At 70.8% G+C, this 17,846-nt stretch carries 14 protein-coding genes; 10 read left to right on the top strand and 4 right to left on the bottom strand.

Translation table 11 applies throughout. The features are described from left to right. Window positions 1-9: 9 nt before the first annotated feature. The 6 genes from ACWGDB_RS25555 to ACWGDB_RS25530 all read left to right on the top strand — a co-directional run bounded on the left by ACWGDB_RS25555 (window position 10) and on the right by ACWGDB_RS25530 (window position 6,830). On the top strand, window positions 10-1,134 hold the full coding sequence (locus ACWGDB_RS25555; protein ID WP_453824544.1) for a polyamine ABC transporter substrate-binding protein: 1,125 nt from the start codon (window positions 10-12) through the stop codon (window positions 1,132-1,134). 3 nt (window positions 1,135-1,137) lie between these two features. Further along, window positions 1,138-2,034, top strand: coding sequence for an ABC transporter permease (locus tag ACWGDB_RS25550; RefSeq protein WP_453824543.1), 897 nt, complete (start codon window positions 1,138-1,140; stop codon window positions 2,032-2,034). Then, window positions 2,031-2,915 (top strand): ABC transporter permease, encoded by an 885-nt coding sequence (locus ACWGDB_RS25545; RefSeq protein ID WP_453824542.1) that lies wholly within the window; start codon window positions 2,031-2,033, stop codon window positions 2,913-2,915. The genes ACWGDB_RS25550 and ACWGDB_RS25545 overlap by 4 nt, the downstream gene beginning before the upstream one ends. 4 nt (window positions 2,916-2,919) lie before the next feature. Further along, window positions 2,920-3,990 carry an ABC transporter ATP-binding protein gene (locus tag ACWGDB_RS25540; RefSeq protein WP_453824541.1) on the top strand — a complete coding sequence of 357 codons (1,071 nt, stop codon included), beginning with the start codon at window positions 2,920-2,922 and terminating at the stop codon, window positions 3,988-3,990. A gap of 79 nt (window positions 3,991-4,069) precedes the next feature. Next, on the top strand, window positions 4,070-5,404 hold the full coding sequence (locus tag ACWGDB_RS25535) for a flavin monoamine oxidase family protein (RefSeq protein WP_453824540.1): 1,335 nt from the start codon (window positions 4,070-4,072) through the stop codon (window positions 5,402-5,404). Beyond that, the gene (locus ACWGDB_RS25530; protein WP_453824539.1) at window positions 5,397-6,830 is read left to right on the top strand and encodes an aminobutyraldehyde dehydrogenase; all 1,434 of its coding nucleotides are present in this window, start codon (window positions 5,397-5,399) and stop codon (window positions 6,828-6,830) included. The genes ACWGDB_RS25535 and ACWGDB_RS25530 overlap by 8 nt, the downstream gene beginning before the upstream one ends. A gap of 15 nt (window positions 6,831-6,845) precedes the next feature. Here the strand turns inward: ACWGDB_RS25530 and ACWGDB_RS25525 are convergent, their stop codons facing one another. The 3 genes from ACWGDB_RS25525 to ACWGDB_RS25515 form a co-directional block, all read right to left on the bottom strand. After that, entirely contained in the window at window positions 6,846-8,468 is a 1,623-nt protein-coding gene (locus ACWGDB_RS25525) for a sigma-70 family RNA polymerase sigma factor (protein ID WP_453824538.1), read from the bottom strand. 307 nt (window positions 8,469-8,775) lie between these two features. After that, complete coding sequence (locus ACWGDB_RS25520) at window positions 8,776-9,843, bottom strand: DUF1152 domain-containing protein (RefSeq protein WP_453824537.1); 1,068 nt, start codon at window positions 9,841-9,843, stop codon at window positions 8,776-8,778. Continuing rightward, the gene (locus ACWGDB_RS25515) at window positions 9,840-11,279 is read right to left on the bottom strand and encodes a coproporphyrinogen-III oxidase family protein (protein WP_453824536.1); all 1,440 of its coding nucleotides are present in this window, start codon (window positions 11,277-11,279) and stop codon (window positions 9,840-9,842) included. Before ACWGDB_RS25515 ends, ACWGDB_RS25520 begins: the two co-directional genes overlap by 4 nt. A 217-nt stretch (window positions 11,280-11,496) precedes the next feature. Here ACWGDB_RS25515 and ACWGDB_RS25510 point away from each other — a divergent pair, with 217 nt between their 5' ends. From ACWGDB_RS25510 to ACWGDB_RS25495, 4 genes are read left to right on the top strand one after another with little or no spacing between them, the layout of a single operon-like run. Then, a complete protein-coding gene (locus ACWGDB_RS25510) occupies window positions 11,497-12,747 on the top strand; it encodes an ATP-grasp domain-containing protein (protein WP_453824535.1) in 1,251 nt (416 codons plus the stop codon). A gap of 3 nt (window positions 12,748-12,750) precedes the next feature. Further along, window positions 12,751-14,010, top strand: coding sequence for an ATP-grasp domain-containing protein (locus tag ACWGDB_RS25505; RefSeq protein ID WP_453824534.1), 1,260 nt, complete (start codon window positions 12,751-12,753; stop codon window positions 14,008-14,010). After that, window positions 14,007-15,296 carry an MFS transporter gene (locus tag ACWGDB_RS25500; protein WP_453824533.1) on the top strand — a complete coding sequence of 430 codons (1,290 nt, stop codon included), beginning with the start codon at window positions 14,007-14,009 and terminating at the stop codon, window positions 15,294-15,296. The genes ACWGDB_RS25505 and ACWGDB_RS25500 overlap by 4 nt, the downstream gene beginning before the upstream one ends. Continuing rightward, entirely contained in the window at window positions 15,293-16,309 is a 1,017-nt protein-coding gene (locus tag ACWGDB_RS25495) for a peptidogalycan biosysnthesis protein (protein ID WP_453824532.1), read from the top strand. Before ACWGDB_RS25500 ends, ACWGDB_RS25495 begins: the two co-directional genes overlap by 4 nt. Before the next feature lie 43 nt (window positions 16,310-16,352). On the opposite strand, the gene ACWGDB_RS25490 is transcribed toward ACWGDB_RS25495, so the two are convergent. Next, on the bottom strand, window positions 16,353-17,786 hold the full coding sequence (locus tag ACWGDB_RS25490; RefSeq protein WP_453824531.1) for a hypothetical protein: 1,434 nt from the start codon (window positions 17,784-17,786) through the stop codon (window positions 16,353-16,355). Between the last annotated feature and the right edge of the window lie 60 nt (window positions 17,787-17,846).

Here is a 17,846-nt window from a genome sequence, read left to right as displayed (position 1 = left end):
AGGACGTTCATGTCCCCCGAGGCAATACCGCCGTCCCGACGCGCCGTACTGCGGGCAGGCGCCTTCGGCCTGCTGGGCGCCGCGGCCGGCGGCTGCGGGTTCATGCCCGCGAAAACGCCCGACGCCCAGCAGCTGGCGCCCGTGAAGGCGCGCGTCGACGGCGATCTCGTCTACTTCAACTGGGCCGACTTCGTCGACCCGTCCGTGTTCAAGGGCTTTGAGAAGGAGTACGGCGTCAAGGTCATCCAGTCGAACTTCGACTCGATGGAAGGCATGGTCGCCAAGCTCAACGCCGGCAACCGCTACGACATCATCTTCCCCACGGCCAAATGGGCCCAGCGTCTGGTCCGCGGAGGCCGGCTGCGCCGCATCGACCACTCCGGGCTCGCCCACTCCCAGGCCATATTCGGAACGTACGACTACTTCGCGGACCCGTGGTACGACCCCGGTTCCGCGCACACCGTCCCCTTCACCGCGTACAAGACCGGCATCGGCTGGCGGCGCGACAAGATCGGTGAGCTCACCGATTCCTGGCGGGACCTGTGGAGCGACCGGGCCAAGGGCAAGGTCTTCCTGCTGGACGACCGCGACGAGGTCCTCGGCATGGGCGCGCTCACCCTCGGTCTCGACGTCAGCACCGGCGACACCGGCGACCTCGACCGCATCACCTCCCTGCTGGGCACCCTGCGGCCGCGGCTGCGCGGCTTCTCCAGCGACAGCTACAACAACCTCCTCAACGGCAACGCGCTGATCCAGCAGGCGTGGAGTGGCGACATGGCCGCCATGCTCAACCAGGCCAAGGACCCGTCGGTGTTCGGGTTCCAGGCCCCCAAGGAGGGCACTCCCATCAACTCCGACTGCTACGCCATTCCCTGGAACGCGCCCCACCCCGGCACCGCGATGCTGTTCATCGACTACATGCTGCGGCCGGAGAACGTTAAGAAGAACGTCGAGTACATCGGCTACCCGATGCCGGTCGCGGGCACCGAGAAGACCTACGCCGACCTGGTCGAGCCCTTCCCGGAGTGCCTGGTCACCCAGGACGACCTGAAGGCCGACGTGTTCTTCCGCAACGGTGGCAGCGCGGCCCAGGCCGCCCGCGACGCCGCCTGGACCCATGTGAAGGCGGGCTGATCCATGGCACTGCCCCGACCCTCCTCACGCGCCCGCCGCGGCCCCCATGCGAACGGCACCCGTATCTGGACCTGGCTCATGCTGCCCGGCACGCTGTGGATGACCGGCTTCCTGATCGCCTCGCTGGTCCTCGTCGGCGTCCTGGCGGTCGGCACCACCGACGAACTGGGCAACCCCCGCTTCGGCTTCAGCCTCGCCGGTGTACGTGCGCTCGCGGACCCCGCCTACACCGAGGTCCTGGCCCGCTCCCTCGGCTACGCCCTGCTGACCTGCCTGATCTCGCTGTTGATCGCCTATCCGGTGGCGTACACGATCGCCCTGTACGGCGGGCGGTACAAGCACGCGCTGATCGCCGCGATCGTCGTACCGTTCTTCGCCAACTACCTGGTCCGGATGTACGGCTGGTCGGTGGTCCTCTCCGACGACGGGCCCGTGTTGCGCACGCTGCGCGCGGTCGGGATCGCCGACGGCGGAACGAAGATCCTCAACAGCGGCCTCGGCGTGGTCGCCGGACTGGTCTACGGCTTCGTCGTCTTCATGATCATCCCGCTGTACGCGGCCCTGGAACGGCTGGACGTCTCCCTCATCGAGGCCGGCCGCGACCTGTACGGCGGCCCGGTCCGCACCTTCTTCTTCGTCACCCTGCCCGCCACCCGGCAGGGCGCGGCGGCCGGGCTCGTCCTGGTCTTCCTGCCCGCCATGGGTGACTTCGTCAGCGCCCAGCTCATGGGAGGCCCGGACCAGATCATGATCGGCAACCTCATCCAGGACAAGTTCTTCCAGGGCCAGAACTGGCCGCTGGGCTCCGCGCTCACCATGCTGCTGATGCTGGTCCTGCTGGTCGGGATGCTCGGCTATCTGCGGCGTACCCGCAAGGACGAGGCGGAGGCCCGCGGATGACCCTGCTCAAGCTGCCGACCGCCACCGCACCCGCGGCCCGTCCGAAGGCCCGGACGCGCACCCGGCGCGGCCGCGCCAACCGCAGGCCCCGCGGTCTCATCGCCGTCACCGGGCTGTTCTTCGCGCTGCTCTATCTGCCCATCGCGGTGGTGGCGCTGTTCTCCTTCAACTCCCAGAAGTCGCTGACCGTGTTCGACGGGTTCAGCCTGCGCTGGTATCGCGCCTTCGTCCACGACGACGTCCTCATCGCCTCCCTGGGCACCAGTCTGCGTATCTCCCTGGTGGCGATGGCGGGTTCGGTGCTGCTCGGGGTGGCGCTGGCCCTCGGTCTGGTCAGGTCTCGCACCCGGCTCGGCTCGTTGGCCGGCCTGATCATGCTGGTGCCGCTGATCACTCCGGAGATCGTCACCGGCGTGGCGTCGATGCTGCTGTTCAAGGGGCTGGGCATACCGCTGTCCACCGGCACCGTGATGCTGGCCGAGATCACCTTCTCCATCTCCTACGTCACGGTGATCCTCCGATCCCGGGTCGCCGCACTGAACCCGGAGGTGGAGGAGGCCGCGATGGACCTCGGCGCCACGCGCTGGCAGGCGGTCCGGCTGGTGACGCTGCCGGCCCTGCTGCCGGCCGTGCTCGCCGCGGCCGTACTGATCTTCGCGCTGGTCTTCGACGACTTCGTGCTCGCCTACTTCACCACCGGCGTCGACCCGCAGCCGCTGTCGGTGCGGATCTACTCGGCGATCCGCTTCGGGGTGCAGCCCACCATCAACGCGGTCGGCACGCTGATGCTCGCGGGATCCATCGCCCTGATCGCCCTGGCCCTGTTCATCCCGCGCCTCTTCGGCCGCCGCGGCGGCCTCGACATCCTCTCCGGAGAGTGACTCCATGGACGCGACCCCCGCTGTCCGGCTCGACGGCGTCTCCAAGCAGTTCGCCGACTCCTACGCCGTGCACCACCTGGACCTCGACATCGAGGCCGGGCACTTCTTCTCCCTGCTGGGCCCGTCCGGCTGCGGCAAGACCACCTCGCTGCGCATGATCGGCGGGTTCAGCGACCCCACCGAGGGATCGGTGCTGCTCGCGGGTGAGGACGTGACCGCGCTGCCGCCGAACAAGCGCAACGTCAACACGGTCTTCCAGAGCTACGCCCTGTTCGACCACCTGAGCATCGCCGACAACGTCGCCTTCGGCCTCAAGCGCAGAGGCGTGGCCAAGACCGAGATCCGGCAGCGCGTCGGGGAGATGCTGGACCTGGTCCAGCTCGCCGGATTCGCGGACCGGGGGCCCCGGACCCTCTCCGGCGGGCAGCGGCAGCGCGTCGCGCTCGCCCGCGCGCTGGTCAACCGTCCGGCCGTGCTCCTGCTCGACGAGCCGCTGGCGGCGCTCGACCTGAAGCTGCGCAGGCAGATGCAGGTGGAGCTGAAGCAGATCCAGCGCGAGGTCGGCATCACCTTCGTCTTCGTCACCCACGACCAGGACGAGGCGCTGACCATGTCCGACCGGATCGCAGTGATGAACGCCGGCCGTATCGAGCAGTGCGGCACCCCCGAGGACATCTACGAGCACCCCGCCACCGGCTTCGTCGCCTCCTTCATGGGCACCTCCAACCTGATGACCGGCACCTACCGGGGCGGTGAGGTGGCCCTGGAGAAGGGGCCCGCACTGCCCGTCGGCCCCCGTTCCGGCATCGCGGACGGCACTGCCGTGAGCGTGTCCGTGCGCCCCGAGAAGATCTGGCTGTCGGACTTCGAACCGGGCATGTCGATGCTGAGCGGCGTGATCCGCGAGACCGTCTACAGCGGCCCGACCACGACCTACCTCATCGAACTCGCCCCGGGCGTCACGCTGTCGGTGCTGGAGCAGAACACGGCCCGTGCCCGCATGGAGGACCGCTGGAGCGGCGGCGAAACCGTGGAGTTCGGCTGGCGGCCCGAGCACTGTCTGGTCCTCGCCTGACCTCCTGTCCCCTCACGAGCTCTTACGGGCTCTGTCGACAGAGCACGGTGGAACGGGCTCTGTCGAACGAACTCTTGTCATGAAAGCGAAGCTGATGCATCACGACGTGATCGTGCTCGGCGCCGGTCTGGCGGGCCTGTGTGCCGCCCGGGACCTGGCCGCCGCCGGCACCGACGTGCTCGTCCTGGAGGCCCGGGACCGCGTCGGCGGCCGGGTCGAGCAGACCCGCACACCCGACGGCCGCTTCGTCCAGCTGGGCGGCGAGGTGGTCGGCCATGCCCACACCGCGTACCTGCAACTGGCCAAGGAACTCGGCCTGGAGCTGGTTCCCAGCTATGTCGCCGAACCCGGCCGCATGACCCGTGCCACGCCGGAGGGCAACTCGGCCGGCGATCCCCCGCACTGGTTCGGCCCCGGCGACGCGGCCCTGCACGAGCGGCTCGGGGCGGAGTTCGCCGCGCTCGCCGCCACGGTCGACCCCGACGATCCATGGTCCCATCCCGACGCGAGCGCCCTGGACCGGCTGTCCGTGGCCGACTGGCTGCGCTCCCGGCACGCCACGCCCGCGGTGGTGCGCCTGTGGGAGGTCGGCCAACTCGCCCTGGCCGGCGGCTCGTACGAGCGCATCTCCCTGCTGGCCGCGCTGCGCAAGAGCGCGGCGGTGCCCGGCTCGGGAACGGGCGACTACGACTACGAGGACTGGGAGGGGCTGCGGCTCGCGGACGGCTCGGCGACGCTCGCCGAGGTGATGGGCCGCGACCTGGGCCCGCGCATCCGGCTGGGCGCCCCCGTCGCCGCCCTGGACATCCGCCCCGACCGTTGCTCGGTGCGCCTGGTCACCGGTGAGGTCCTCACCGCGACGGCGGTGGTGAGCGCACTGCCGGTCGGACCGCTGCGGGACGTCGCCATCAGCGGCGTCAGCGAGGCCCGGCTCGCCTCGCTGCACAGGCAACGTCACGCGACGGCCGCGAAGTTCGCCGCCGTGTACGACCGCCCCTTCTGGCGGGACGCCGACCTGAACGGCCTGTCCGAGGCCGAGGGTGTGCTGGGCAGTACCTGGCCGCAGAACGAGGGCGTCCTGTCGGCCCTGATCCCGCCCGAGCGGTACGGCGTCCTGCTCGGGACGCCGGCCCATCTGCGCACGCCCGAACTGCTCGCCGAGATGGCCGGCATGTTCGGCGACGAGGCCCTCCGGCCGACCGCCTGCCATCTGCGGCTGTGGGGCACCGACCCGTGGACCCAGGGATACGTCACCCAGTGGCCGCCCGGCGAGGTCATGGCCGTCGGCCCCCTGCACGGCACCCATGAACCGCCGTTCTACGTCTGCGGCTCCGACCAGTGGGTCGCCGGATACATGGAGGGCGCCGTCCGCACCGGCCGCGGCGCCGCCGAGGAGGTACTGCGCCGTGGCTGACACCGACGACCTCGCAACCGTCCTGAATCACATCGGCGGAAAGGAGGTGCCGGCCGCTTCCGGCGCCACCCTCCGGCTGATCGACCCGGCCACCGGACTGCTGCACGGCACGGCGCCGCTCTCCGGTGCGGAGGACGTGGACGCGGCCTGCCGGGCGGCCGAGGAGGCCTTTGCCGGCTGGTCGCTGACGACTCCGGCCGAGCGGCAGACCGCACTGCTGCGCATCGCCGACGCCCTGGAGCGGGAGGCCGGTGCGGTGGCGGGCGCCGAGGTGGCCGACACCGGCAAGCCGCGCGCTCTGTTCCTGGGCGACGAACTGCCCGCGATCGTGGACGTGTTGCGGTACTTCGCCGGAGCCGCCCGCAACCTGCCCGGCGCTGCCGCCGCGGAGTACACGCCGGGCCGCACCTCGGTGCTGCGGCGCGAGCCGGTCGGCGTCTGCGCCCAGATCACCCCGTGGAACTACCCGCTGATGATGGCCGTGTGGAAGATCGCCCCCGCGCTGGCCGCGGGCAACACGGTCGTCCTGAAACCGTCCGACACCACGCCGTCGTCGGCCTCGCTCCTCGCCCGGCTGGCCGCCGAGCACCTGCCGCCCGGCGTGCTCAACGTCGTGTGCGGCGACCGCGACACCGGACGCTCCCTCGTCGGCCATCCGCACGTCCGGCTGGTCGCCGTGACCGGAAGCGTCCGCGCGGGGCAGCAGATCGCCGCCGCAGCAGCCGCCGACCTCAAGCGGCTGCACCTGGAACTCGGCGGCAACGCACCGGTGTTGATCCACGCGGACGCCGATCTCGACGACGCGGTCGAGCAGTTGTCGTCGCTGTCCTACTACAACGCGGGCCAGGACTGCACGGCCGCGACCAGGATCCTGGTCGACCGGCGGATCCACGACACCTTCCTGGACCTCTTCGCCGACCGGGCCGCCCGACTGCTGCCAGGTGCCCCGGACGACGAGAGCGCCGACTTCGGTCCGCTCGCGAACGCCGCTCAACTTGCGGGCGTCAGTGGCTTGTTGGAGCGGCTGCCCGACCACGCCGAGGTGGTCACGGGTGGCACGGGGCTGCCCCGTCCCGGCTACTTCCACCGGGCCACGGTGGTCGCCGGGGTGCGGCAGGAGGACGAGATCGTACGCAGCGAGGTGTTCGGGCCGGTCGTCACCGTCCAGCCCTTCACCGACGAGTCCGAGGCCTTCCGCCTGGCCAACGGGGTCACCCAGGGACTCGCCGCGAGCGTCTGGACCCGCGACCACGACCGGGCGATGCGGGCGAGCCGTGCGCTGCGGACCGGCATCGTCTGGGTCAACACCCACGGCACCACGGTGTCGGAGATGCCGCACGGCGGCGTGGGCCACTCCGGGTACGGCAGCGACCTCTCCATGACCGGCCTGCTCGACTACACGCAGGTCAAGCACGTCATGCTGTGACCGCCGGCCAGGGCCTCACTGCTTGGCGCCGAAGACCTGGGTCCACCAGGGGCCACCGGAAGCCTTGTGAATGCCCACGCCGATGTCCTTGAACGAGCAGTTGAGGATGTTGGCGCGGTGGCCCGGGCTGTTCATCCAGGAATCCATCACCGCCTCGGGCGTCTGCTGGCCCTGGGCGATGTTCTCCCCGTACGTGGACCACTTGTAGCCCGTGGCGGTGACACGCTGCCCGGGGTCGGCGCCGTCCGGGTTGGTGTGGTCGAAGAAGTCGCGGGCGTCCATGTCCTCGGAGTGGCGCAGCGCGGCCTGGTTCAGCTGGGAGTCCTGCGACAGCGGACCGCAGCCGGCGGCCGACCGCTCCTTGTTGACCAGCGCGACCACCTGCGCGACGGCACCCGACGGGGCGGCCTGCGTCTGCGGGGTGCTGGACGCGGTCCGGGTCGGCCGGGAGGAGGGCTTGGGGTCCGGCGCGCTCTTCTTCGTGGGGCTGGGCGACTTGGAGGGGCTCGCCTTCTTCGAGGGCGAGGCGGACGGGGACGGCGACTTCGAGGCCGACGGGGACGTCTCGAGGGGGCTCGGTTCCGAAAGCTCGGCGGCGGGAGCGCCGGGGTTGCGCGCGGCGGCCGCGTCCTCCTTCCCGTTCCCGGGGTCCGTGTCGAGGTACCACAGGGCGCCGCCCGCCACGCAGGCCGCCACGACGGCGCCGCCGACGGCCCGGCGGCGGTTGCGGCGACGTCGACGCGCGGCGGTACGGGAGGCGGACCGGGCGCCGGCTCCCATGCCCGACCCGCCGTGGCCTCCCGACGCGCTCAGCTGGGACGCCGAGCCGGCCAAGGCCATACCGCCGGCGGCGGAGAGCACACCCTCCAGCAGTGCGGGTGCCGCGGCGACCAGCGCCAGACCGGCCAACAGCCCCTCGGCGGGCATCAACCCGCTCCACAAACCGGAACAATGCGAGCAACCACGGGCATGCCGGGCTATTCGCTTGCGCCACAGCGCCGAGGGCCGGCCGTCCCACGAGGCAAGCAGGCCCTGCAGCTCCTGGCAGCGCGGCCGCGCGTCGAGGGCCCGCACCACCACGCGGGCCGCCTCCAGCTGCGCCTTCATCCGCTGCACCCGGACCGCCGCGTGCTGCGGGGACAGCTCCAGGGCCTCGGCGACCTCGGCCCTCGTCAGCTCGCCGGCGCACTCCAGCCACCACAGCGACAGCAGCCCCCGGTCGTCCGGCTCCAGCCAGCGGGTCGCCCTCGCGGTCTCCATGCGCTGACCGGACAGCTGGAGCTGCATCAAGGTCAGGTCCACGAAGTCGGCGCCCGGATCCGCGAGATCCTCGGCCTCCTCGACTCCGCCCGGCGCCGACTGCCGCGCGTGCCAGTGCGCCCGCACCTGATTCATCGCGATGGCGACGAGCCAGGAGCGGAAGTTCTCGGGAGCACGCAGCCCACCCAAGGCGTCGAGGGCACGCAGCATCGTGTCCTGCACGACGTCGTCGACGTCGACCGAGCCGTTCAGTGCCCGTCCCACGACGTTGTAGACCAACGGGAGGTAGGCGCTGACCAGGGCGTCCTGAGCCGCCGGCTCGCCGCTGCGGGCAGCGATCACCAGTGCCACCGACTCCGTAGTGCGCTCTGTACTCATCAAAACTTCCCTGTCCTCGACGCCGAACGATGCTGTCCGATACTTGGGAGATCGATCGGTGAGCCCGGGATAACAGTTCTTCGGACGCATGTTCCACGTGAGACTCACGGGACCGTTACGGCGGCGCAATGGGGAAAGTCACATCGACGTGAAAACCTTCACGACTCCCAGCCGATAGCGCCCCGTTTATGTCCCTTTTGACAGTTGAGTACGACGGTGTACCGACGAGGTATCAAATACCGCGACCTGTCCGGCCGATTCGGTGCCGCGAAGTGCCACGGCACCGAATCGACGTCGAGCGCACGCCTCAGGCCAAGTTCAGCACCGCCCCCTCGGCACCCAACAGCGCACGCAGGTAGGAAATTTGACGCCAAGTCAAACCCAGCGCGTGGGCGGCAAAGCGGAGGCTGACGTGCGGGGCACCTTGTGCCGCGCTCCGGATCGCCTGCCACGCGGCCTGTTCCGTCCAGGGCAGCGCGGCCCGGGCGGGTGCCTGCGGCTCCGCTGCCGCGACGCGCTCCCGTTCGAGCTCATGGATCTGCGTGAGCTCGGCCGAGAGGTCGGCGGCGGCCTCCAGGGTCGGCGGCAGTACGCCGAGCAGGTGGGTGGCGACCGTGTTGTGGGCGAGGGCATCGTCCAGGGTGGTGGAGTGGATGCGGGCGGAGGCGTCCGTGAGCGGGATGAGGTGGTTCACCGTGCGGATCGGTCCGCGTACGCCGTCGACGGCCGCCGCGAACAGGGCGGAGGCTTCCGAGGGGTGCCAGGACAGGGCGGTTCGGACCGCGGCCACGTCGTGCGTGAGCGGAGTGAGCGCGTCGCCGTCCAGGCGGTCCAAGACGTCGGCCTGGGGGATCTCCCCGTCGGCTCCTGGCCCGGCGACGTAGACGGTCGCGGGCACCCCGGCGAGCCGGCAGGCGGCCAGGACCAGGGCGTCCACCAAAGGGCTGCACAGGGTGTCCTCGTCGCCGTGCGCGAGGATGTCGCCGCCGACGTCGACGATGCGGACGTGGTCGTGTCCGGCGTCCACGAGGCGTCGGATCTGTTCGACCAGTGCCGGCAGTCCCTGCCATGGGTCGAGCAGGGCCAGGCGCGCCGGCAGGTCCGCCGCCAGGGCGGGCAGCGTGGAGCCGGCGGGCGGGATCGGCCGCGTGGTGGGGGCGATCACCTGCATGCCCGCATGGTGTGCGAGGTCGGCGAAGTGCACGACCCCGAGCGGGCCGGGGGTGGGGTCGACTTCGAGGCGTTCCCAGGCGTACGTGGCGATCGTGGTCTCGCCGAGGGGTGTGCCGGTGAGGACACGGCCCACGGTCGCCGCGGTGATCGCGGTACCCACGGGGTCCCCGCCGCCGCCCGCGGCGATGAACAGGTCGCTCACACCGTCTCCCGTGCGGTGCCGATCCCGGTGATGCGCACAGGCGTACCCATGTTCCTGCGCGCCCGCGTGTTGGCCTCGTGCAGGCCCTCGTAGTACTCGCGGTCGAGCTTCTTTATGTGGTCGGAGTAGAACATCCAGGACAGGATGTCGCGGTACTTGAAGCCCTTGGGCGTCAGCTGGACGCGGCGCGGGCCGACTCGGTGGAGCAGCCCGTTGGCCTGGGCCGCGTCGAGGATTTGGTCCACTTCGGGGGCAATTGCATCCAGGCCGAAGCGGTCGAGTTCGGACAAATCGAGGTCGAAGGTGTCGAGCACGAGCCGTTTGCGGACGATCTCCTCCGGGGTGAGGGCGAACCCCGTCGTGGGCTGAAGGCGGTGGGCCCTGGCGTTCTCGATGTAGTCGGCGACCTCGCTCAGGGACGGCTTGACGCTGCCGGTCATGTAGTCGAGGACGGAACTGTAGGAGCGGGCGCCGACACCGAGGCCGAGCAGGGGCACGCCGTGGAAGGTGAGGACCTTCTGCACATAGCCGCCGCGCCCGGGCTTCTTGTAGCGGACGGAGCCCTCCTGGACGTAGCCGTGGGCGGTGAACACCTCGCGGGCGTAGTCGTAACGCTCGTACAGCTCCGGCTTCCACATGTACTGGTACGCGCCGGTCCGGGAGAACCAGGCGTCCGGTCGCACCGTGAGGAAGTAGGTGGAGATGGTCGTCGGCGCGAGCTTCGCCAGCTCGTCCACCGAGTGGCGCCAGGTCTCGGGGGTCTGCCCGGCGAACCCCATGATCAGGTCCGTCGACAGGTCCGGCAGTCCGCGCTCGTGGACGATCTCGACGGCCCGGCGGATGACGTCCTCGCCCGCCTGGCCCCGCCCCGCCTCGCGGATCTCCTGCGGGACCAGCGACTGGATGCCGATGTTGGCGCGCGTCAGGCCCATGTCGAGCAGCCGCCCGAAGCCGTCGGGGTCGGCGACGATGGAGTCCGGTGCGGCCTCCAGGGCGACTTCCTCGACGGTGGAACGCCAGTTGGGGTAGATCTCGCCGAGGGTGGTGAAGATCTGCTCGAAGTGCCGGGTCGACAGCAGCGCGGGCGTGCCGCCGCCGATGTAGACGGTCCGCAGCCGGCGCGCCCGGATGACCTCCGCATGGTCGCGGAGCTGCGTACAGAGCGCGTCGGTGTAGGCGTCGTACAGGTCCTCGTCGGTGGAGATGACCGTGTAGAGGTTGCAGAACCCGCATTTGTAGCGGCAGAACGGGACGTGCAGATACAGGTTGAGTTCGGGGACCGGATGGTTGGCCAGGTCCCTCGCCCACACGTCGTGGATGTCCCAGGCGCTCTCGTCGAGCGGCCGGTAGGTGGAGCGGGGCGGATACGAGTACTGGTAGGGGGGTATGACGCCCTGCTGGATGTACTCGGCGAGCTGGTCGTGCGGGCTGTTCACGATGGATGACTCCTTCGCACCATGCCGTTCGGTTGACCTTGCACCCCGATCCGAACACGCAACATTTTGTTGAAGCTATCGGTGTTGTGCACCAACTCCCGCATGCCGACGGGGCGTCATCGTTGTGACTTCGGCCAACTCGGGCCTGTCATCAGCAAGTTGTTTTCAGAGAACAGCCCGATGGACGGTGCGCCGCCGTGACCGATCCACTGGGTTCGTGGACAGCAGCGACGAGCCGGGCGTGACCGGCGTGATGGTGATCGAGCCGATGGGCAATGCGGGACGCTTCCTCGCGGAGGCCGCCGCCCGCTTGGGCATACGGCTGTACGCGGCCACCGACGAGCGGGTGCACGCCGGCTACGAACCGTGGCTGACCCGCGGCCTCACCGGGGTCTGCCTGACCAAACTGGCCGACACCAAGGGCGCGTTGGACGACATGGAGGTGTTCTGCCGGGAGCGGCGCATCGCGGGAGTCGCGGTCTGCTGGGAGTTGCTGACCCCGCTGGCCGCTCTGCTCGCCGCACGCCTCGGGCTGCCGGGCAACGATCCGCTGCGCGCCAAGGCCGCCCGCAACAAGATCGCCATGGCCGAGGCGTTCCGCGCCGGGGGCGTGGCGGCCCCCGCGCAGGCGGTGGTCACCGGCGCCGAGCAGGCCCACGCTGTCGCCGCCTCCGGCAGGCTGGGGTGGCCGCTGGTCGTCAAGCCGGCCGAGCAGGGCGGCTCCTGGGGTGTGAGCGTGGTGGCGGGACCGGACGGCCTCGATGCCGCGGTGGCCGCCGCCGGGCGGTTCACCCGCGCCGAGCCGCACGGTCTGCCGCTGGACTCACGCGTGTTGCTGCAGAGCTATGTGCCCGGCGAGGAGTTCTCCGCCGACACGGTCGTGCACGAGGGAGTGCCCTATCCGCTGCCCGTGGTCCGCAAGGACACCACGGCGGGCAGCTACCGCGTGGAGACCGGGCACTCCTGCCCGGCCGGGCTCGACCCGCGCACGGTACGGGCGATCCAGGACACCGCCGCTCGTGCGGCGCTCGCTGTCGGCGTGCGCAACGGCATCGCCCACACCGAGGTGAAGATCCCTCCCGGCGGCAGGCCGGTCGTCATCGAGACCGGCGCCCGGCTGCCCGGCGACAACATCTGCGAGATCGTCGAGGCCGCCACCGGCGTCAGTGAAGCGGCCGCCTATCTGCAGGCCGTCACCGGGCGGCTGCCGCACATCGCGCCGACCCGCGACGAGGCGGCCGCGCTGCGCTTTCTGCTGCCCGACCGGGCCGGGGTGGTCGAGGACGTCCTCATCCCCGACCTGCCCGGCACCCACAGCCACATCGACATTCGTCCCGGACAACGGGTGCCCGAACCGTCCGACAGTTCCGGCCGGGTCGGGCACGTCGTGGCGCGCGCCGCGTCCGTCGACGAGGCCCGCCGCCTTGCCGGCCAAGTGATCGCCGACTCCCTGGTGAAAGTGAGCTGACCCGTGCGCAATCCCGTCCGGAAGATCGCGTTCGTGCGATCCGTGGAGATCCGACGCGCCGATCCGTACATCCAGCGAACCGTCCGCGACCTGGCCCGACAGGGCATCGAGAGCTGCCTGTTCCACACGCACGGCACGGCGGACGACGGGGACTTCCCCGGCATGCGCCGCCGCCTCGATCCCGCCGTCACACCCGCCGAACTCGCCCGCGAGGTCGTCGAGTGGGGTGCGGACGCAGCCGTATCCATCTCCCTGCCGTGCGAGAACGCGCTGCGGGACGCCACCGTCAAGGAACTCCTCGACGCCCGGGGCATCCCCACGGTCATGACCCCGCTGCCGTCGACCCTCGCCCTGTGCGACAAGTGGGAGACCAAGCAACTCCTCGCCCGCGCGGGCCTGGACACCCCGCGCGGGGTCAAGGTCGACTCCGACCTGCTCGCCGGGCGCGGCGTCGCGTTTCCCGCCTACACGGACACCCTGCGCGCATCGGCCGCCGGCGTCGGTTATCCCCTCCTGTCCAAGCCGTTGTGGGACTCCACCAGCATGGGCATCAGGGCCCTGCCCGACGCCGCCGCTCTCGACGCCTACCTCGCCGATCCGCCCGAGGTGTCCGCGGTGATCGAGGAGTGCGTGGCGGGAGCGCTGTGCTCGGTGGACGTGGTGGGTGAACCCGGCAAGTACCGGGTGCTGCCCGTGTGCTGGACCGGCACGGCGGGCACCGAGCCCGTGTTCACCTTCGCCGACCTGCGCTGGTGCGGCCCCCGACCGCAGGCCGACGCCGTTTTCGAACCCGTCGCGGCCAAGCTGGTCGCCTTGTGCGAGGACCTCGGCGTCCAGGGCTCCGTCAACATCGACATGATCTACACCGGTTCCCGGTACGTGGTCCTGGAGATCAACCCCCGTATCGGCGGCGCCACCACACTGTCCTGCGCGGCCTCCGCGACGAACACCTTCGACGCCCTGGCGGCCATGGCCCGCGGCGACCACAGCCCGGCCCCTGTGCGACGTACGGGATGGGCCATCGAGTTCCTCTCCCACGAGCGCCTGCCGGAGTCGGCGCGGCCGGAGCTGACGAGCCGTCTGAATCTGGTGACCGCCCACGAGTTGGTGATCGACGACACCAGTCACGGCGACATCGTCGTCTTCACTCTCGCCGAAGGCGACGAAGAACAGACCGTCAAGCAACTGGAGGAGTTGCATCGGACAGCGAGCTGGCCGCGTCCGGAGATCCTGGGCAAGATCCGAGCCCTGCTCACCCCATGACCGGCACCGTCACGCCCCGTACGCCCCCTACGCCCCGTGAGTCCCGGCTGCGTCGCGTGCTCGGCATCCCCGCCACACGCGGACACGGCCGGTTCATCACCGGCAACCTCATCGACTCCCTCGGCAACGGCATGCTCCTGCCGCTGGGTCTGCTGTACTTCACGACCGTGCGCGAGCTGCCCCTCGCCGCGGTCGGGGCGGCCGTCACCGTGGGCCAGTTGGCCGCGCTGCCCGTCGTCTTCGCCGCCGGCCGGTTCATGGACCGGCGCGGGCCAGGACGGCTCACCGTCATCGCCAATGTCGTCAGCGCGGCCGGTTTCCTCTCCTTCCTCCTCGCCGAGCGGCCGTGGCAGGTCGCCTGCGCCTACCTTCTGGTGCAGTCCGGCATCAACTCCTATTACACGGCGCAGCGCACGCTGATCCTGCACGCGGCGCCGGCCGCGGAGACGCGCGGCTGGTTCGCCTTCACCGGCAGCCTGCGCAACATCGGCATCGGTGTCGGGGCGCTGCTGGCGGCAGGCACGCTCGCCCTGTTCGGCACGGATGCCCTCACGTGGCTCGTCGTCGCGGCGGCGCCGCTGTATCTGCTGGCGGCGTTCTGCTTCGCCCGTGTTCCGACGAGTCCGCCGCCGCAGAGCGCCCCCGAGAAGCCGCCGAGGGAGAAGGTGACGGCAGGCACCAGGTCCGACGCCGGCGACATGCGCCGCTACCTGCTCCTGGTGACCTGCAACATCCCCTTCGTCCTGTCCCAGGCCATGTTGTCGGTGCTCATCGCGGTGTACGCCACCGAGACGCTCGGTCTGCCCGCCTGGTCCGCGAGCATCCTGCTCGTGGTGAACACCGCGATGGTCTCCACCCTCACCAGCCCGCTGACGGCACACGCCGCCCCGGGGCAGGCCCGGCACACCATGGCCCTCGGCCACGTCCTGCTGGTGTGCGCAATGATGGCGTTCGCCGCGCCCGCGCTGCCCGACGCCGACCTGCCGGCATGGCCGGCCCTGGTCACGGCGATCGTGCTGTTCAGCCTGGCCGAGATCTTCTACTCGCCGGCCGTCAGCGAACTGTCCGTCACGCTCACCCCGGGCGCCGCCCGCGGCAGCAGGCAGAGCCTGTACCAACTCTCCTGGTCCGCGGGCAACATCGTCGCCCCCGCCCTGTTCACCGGCCTCCTGGGCGCCGATGCCCTGCTGCCCTGGACCGTGCAGGGCGTGGCGTGTCTCGTGGCCCTTGCCGCGATCCCGGCCCTCAAGTCCCCTGCCGCGCAGGGCGGAAGGAAACAGACGTGAAGACCGAGATCGTCGGCAGCGTCCACGACGTGCCGGCGGCGGACTGGGACCGGCTCGCCGAGCACGCAGGGGTGTACCTGTCACACGACTGGCTCGCCGGTGAGGAGACCGACCCGACCGCGACTGCCGCGTACGTGCTGATCCGGGACCACGACGGCACCCTCGCCGCGGCCGCGCCTCTGTATCTCGTGCACAGCGAGCCCAACACCTACTACGAGCCCACGCATCTGCCGCCCGGCGCGCAGAGGCCTCGCGTGATCGCGGGCGCCCGACGCGGCTACCACAACACGCCGCTGACCGACCCGGACCTCCCCGACGACGTCGAGGTCCACTGCCTGTCCCTGCTCCGCGATGCGGCACGCGAGCACGCCGGGCTGCACGGGACCTCGCACTGGTGGCCCTATCTGACCGAGTCCGCCACGCGACGGCTCGCGCCGCTGTACGGCACGCCCCCGCAGCACATGGAGGACGACGCGACGATTCCGCTGCCCGGCGCCGGGTTCGACGACTATCTTGCGGCCCTGCCGTCCAAGCGCCGCGTGGCCATACGTCACGAACGCGCCGCGTTCGAAGCGGCGGGGCTCGATGTACGTCGCGTGTACCTCATGGACTGCTACGAGGACGCCGGGCGGCTCCTGGCGGCGCTGCAGCGGTCCCACGGCCACGGTGACGACACGGACGCGATGACGGGACTGCTGAAACGACAGGCCGATGCCATGGGCGAACACGCCCGAGTCGTAGCCGCACACGACGGTTCCCGCATGACCGGCTTCTGCCTCTACTACCACCAGGGCAGCACCACTTGGCTGCGCGCCGTCGGCATCGACCCCGAACGCCCGGCTCCGTTCGCGTACTTCGCGCTCACGTACTACGAGCCGATCGAGGACGCGTACCGCCATGGCACGACCGCCCTGCACGCGGGGATGAAGGCGATCGAGGCGAAGCGGTTGCGTGGAGCGCGGGTCAGTGGGTTGTACGCGCTCGATGACACGGGTACGGAGGGGTGTGTGTGAGGGGCCGATGTTTCACCAAGCACCGAGTCCCAGGCACTTGGTGCTAGACGCTGATGGCGTCGAGGACCTCCGACCGCGCGGGGCCTGGTGGCATACGCTGCTCGACCTCCGCCACGGCTCGCGTAACCGCCTCCACCAAGGCCGGAGCGCTCAATTCCTCCCCCGCACCCGGCAGGAGATGGGCCCCGGCCCGCTCCGCCCGCAGCGTGTCGGGATCGCGGCCGGCGAGCAGCGTCAGTGCCCTCGCCCGGTCCCAGTCGGGGTGCCGGTAGTGGTGGCCGGTCGTGTGTGCGTCCATCTCGGCCAGGCGGTGACGGGTGTAGGAGGTGCTCTGCCGGTACACCGGCTCCAGACCCTCGCGCGTCGCTCGGCCGAAGGCGTTGACGAGGGCGACCGGGTCACCGGTGCCGTTCTGCCGGAGGACGTCACGCAGCATCAGACTGTGCTGGAGGCTCATCGCCAGTCCGCGGCCGATGCTCGGCACGGTGACCGCCCACGCGTCGCCGACGGCCACCAGCCCGGTGACGAGGGGGACTTCGGCGTCGTACAGGTTCCGCTTGCGGTCCGTGAGCCCGGCCATGATCCGGACCCCGTCGGTGAGGGAACCGCCCTCCAGCCAGGCTTCCGCGCCGGGGAACAGGCGCACGGCCGCCGACCAGGCGCGTTCGTGGCGCAGCAGCCGACGCAGTTCGTGGTCGTCGCTGCGGCTGATGAGACCGAGCGAGTAGGTGCCGTGGTCGGCCGGGATGCGGAGAAGGCCGAGGGAACCGTGCTCCTCGATCAGAGGGAACGTACTCGCGGGCAGGGCGCCGTCGGCCGACCGGAAGTAGCGGCAGTGGTAGGTGAACCCGCGCCGCCCCGTTTCCTCGACCGGGCCCGGCACGCCGATGTCACGCAGCCAGGAGGGCAGCGGCGAACGGCGCCCGGTGCAGTCCACGACGAGATCGGCGGTCCGTGGTCCCGCGCTCGTCTCCACCCCGGTGACATGCGGTACGCGGGAGTGGGGCGCGGAACGGCCGACGCCGCGTCCGCCACCCGGCCCGCTCCGCAGGCCCCGGCACGCCACGCCCCGCTCGATGCGGACACCGGCGGCCTCGGCCGCGCGCGTGGTGACGTACTCGAGCAGACACCGCCGGGCGGCCAGCGTGTAGAAGCGGGCGTCGGCGGCCGACAGTCCACCGCGCAGGCCCGGTTCGGGCGCAAGCGCGTTCATGCGGACGGCCCCCGCCGCCGTCATCCGCCCGACCAGGCCCGGCAGGTGCGCCTCGGCCAGTTGAAGCCAACGGGCGAGCGGGAGGTGAGTGAGACGCAGCTGTGGGATGCCGGGGCGATGCCACTGCGCCCACGCCACGTCGGGCTCCGCCGGCGGGGGATGCGGGTCGCGTTCCAGCACGGTCACCTGATGGCCGTCCGCGGCCAACAGCAGAGCGGTCTGCAGGCCGCCGAGCGCGGCACCCAGTACGACGATGCTCGCCATGAGGGTCATCCTTCCCCGCGGGGCGGGTGACCGTACCGGCGCGACGGGGCGGTACGGGGG

It is taken from the genome of Streptomyces sp. NPDC055013 (assembly GCF_053608645.1).
This window is presented reverse-complemented; position numbering and strand designations above follow the sequence as displayed.

Coding starts and splice junctions, on each gene's coding strand:
- ACWGDB_RS25535 (WP_453824540.1), top strand. CDS start 4,070: ATGAAAGCGAAGCTGATGCATCACGACGTGATCGTGCTCGGCGCCGGT.
- ACWGDB_RS25540 (WP_453824541.1), top strand. CDS start 2,920: ATGGACGCGACCCCCGCTGTCCGGCTCGACGGCGTCTCCAAGCAGTTC.
- ACWGDB_RS25490 (WP_453824531.1), bottom strand. CDS start 17,786: ATGGCGAGCATCGTCGTACTGGGTGCCGCGCTCGGCGGCCTGCAGACC.
- ACWGDB_RS25500 (WP_453824533.1), top strand. CDS start 14,007: ATGACCGGCACCGTCACGCCCCGTACGCCCCCTACGCCCCGTGAGTCC.
- ACWGDB_RS25545 (WP_453824542.1), top strand. CDS start 2,031: ATGACCCTGCTCAAGCTGCCGACCGCCACCGCACCCGCGGCCCGTCCG.
- ACWGDB_RS25525 (WP_453824538.1), bottom strand. CDS start 8,468: ATGAGTACAGAGCGCACTACGGAGTCGGTGGCACTGGTGATCGCTGCC.
- ACWGDB_RS25555 (WP_453824544.1), top strand. CDS start 10: ATGTCCCCCGAGGCAATACCGCCGTCCCGACGCGCCGTACTGCGGGCA.
- ACWGDB_RS25550 (WP_453824543.1), top strand. CDS start 1,138: ATGGCACTGCCCCGACCCTCCTCACGCGCCCGCCGCGGCCCCCATGCG.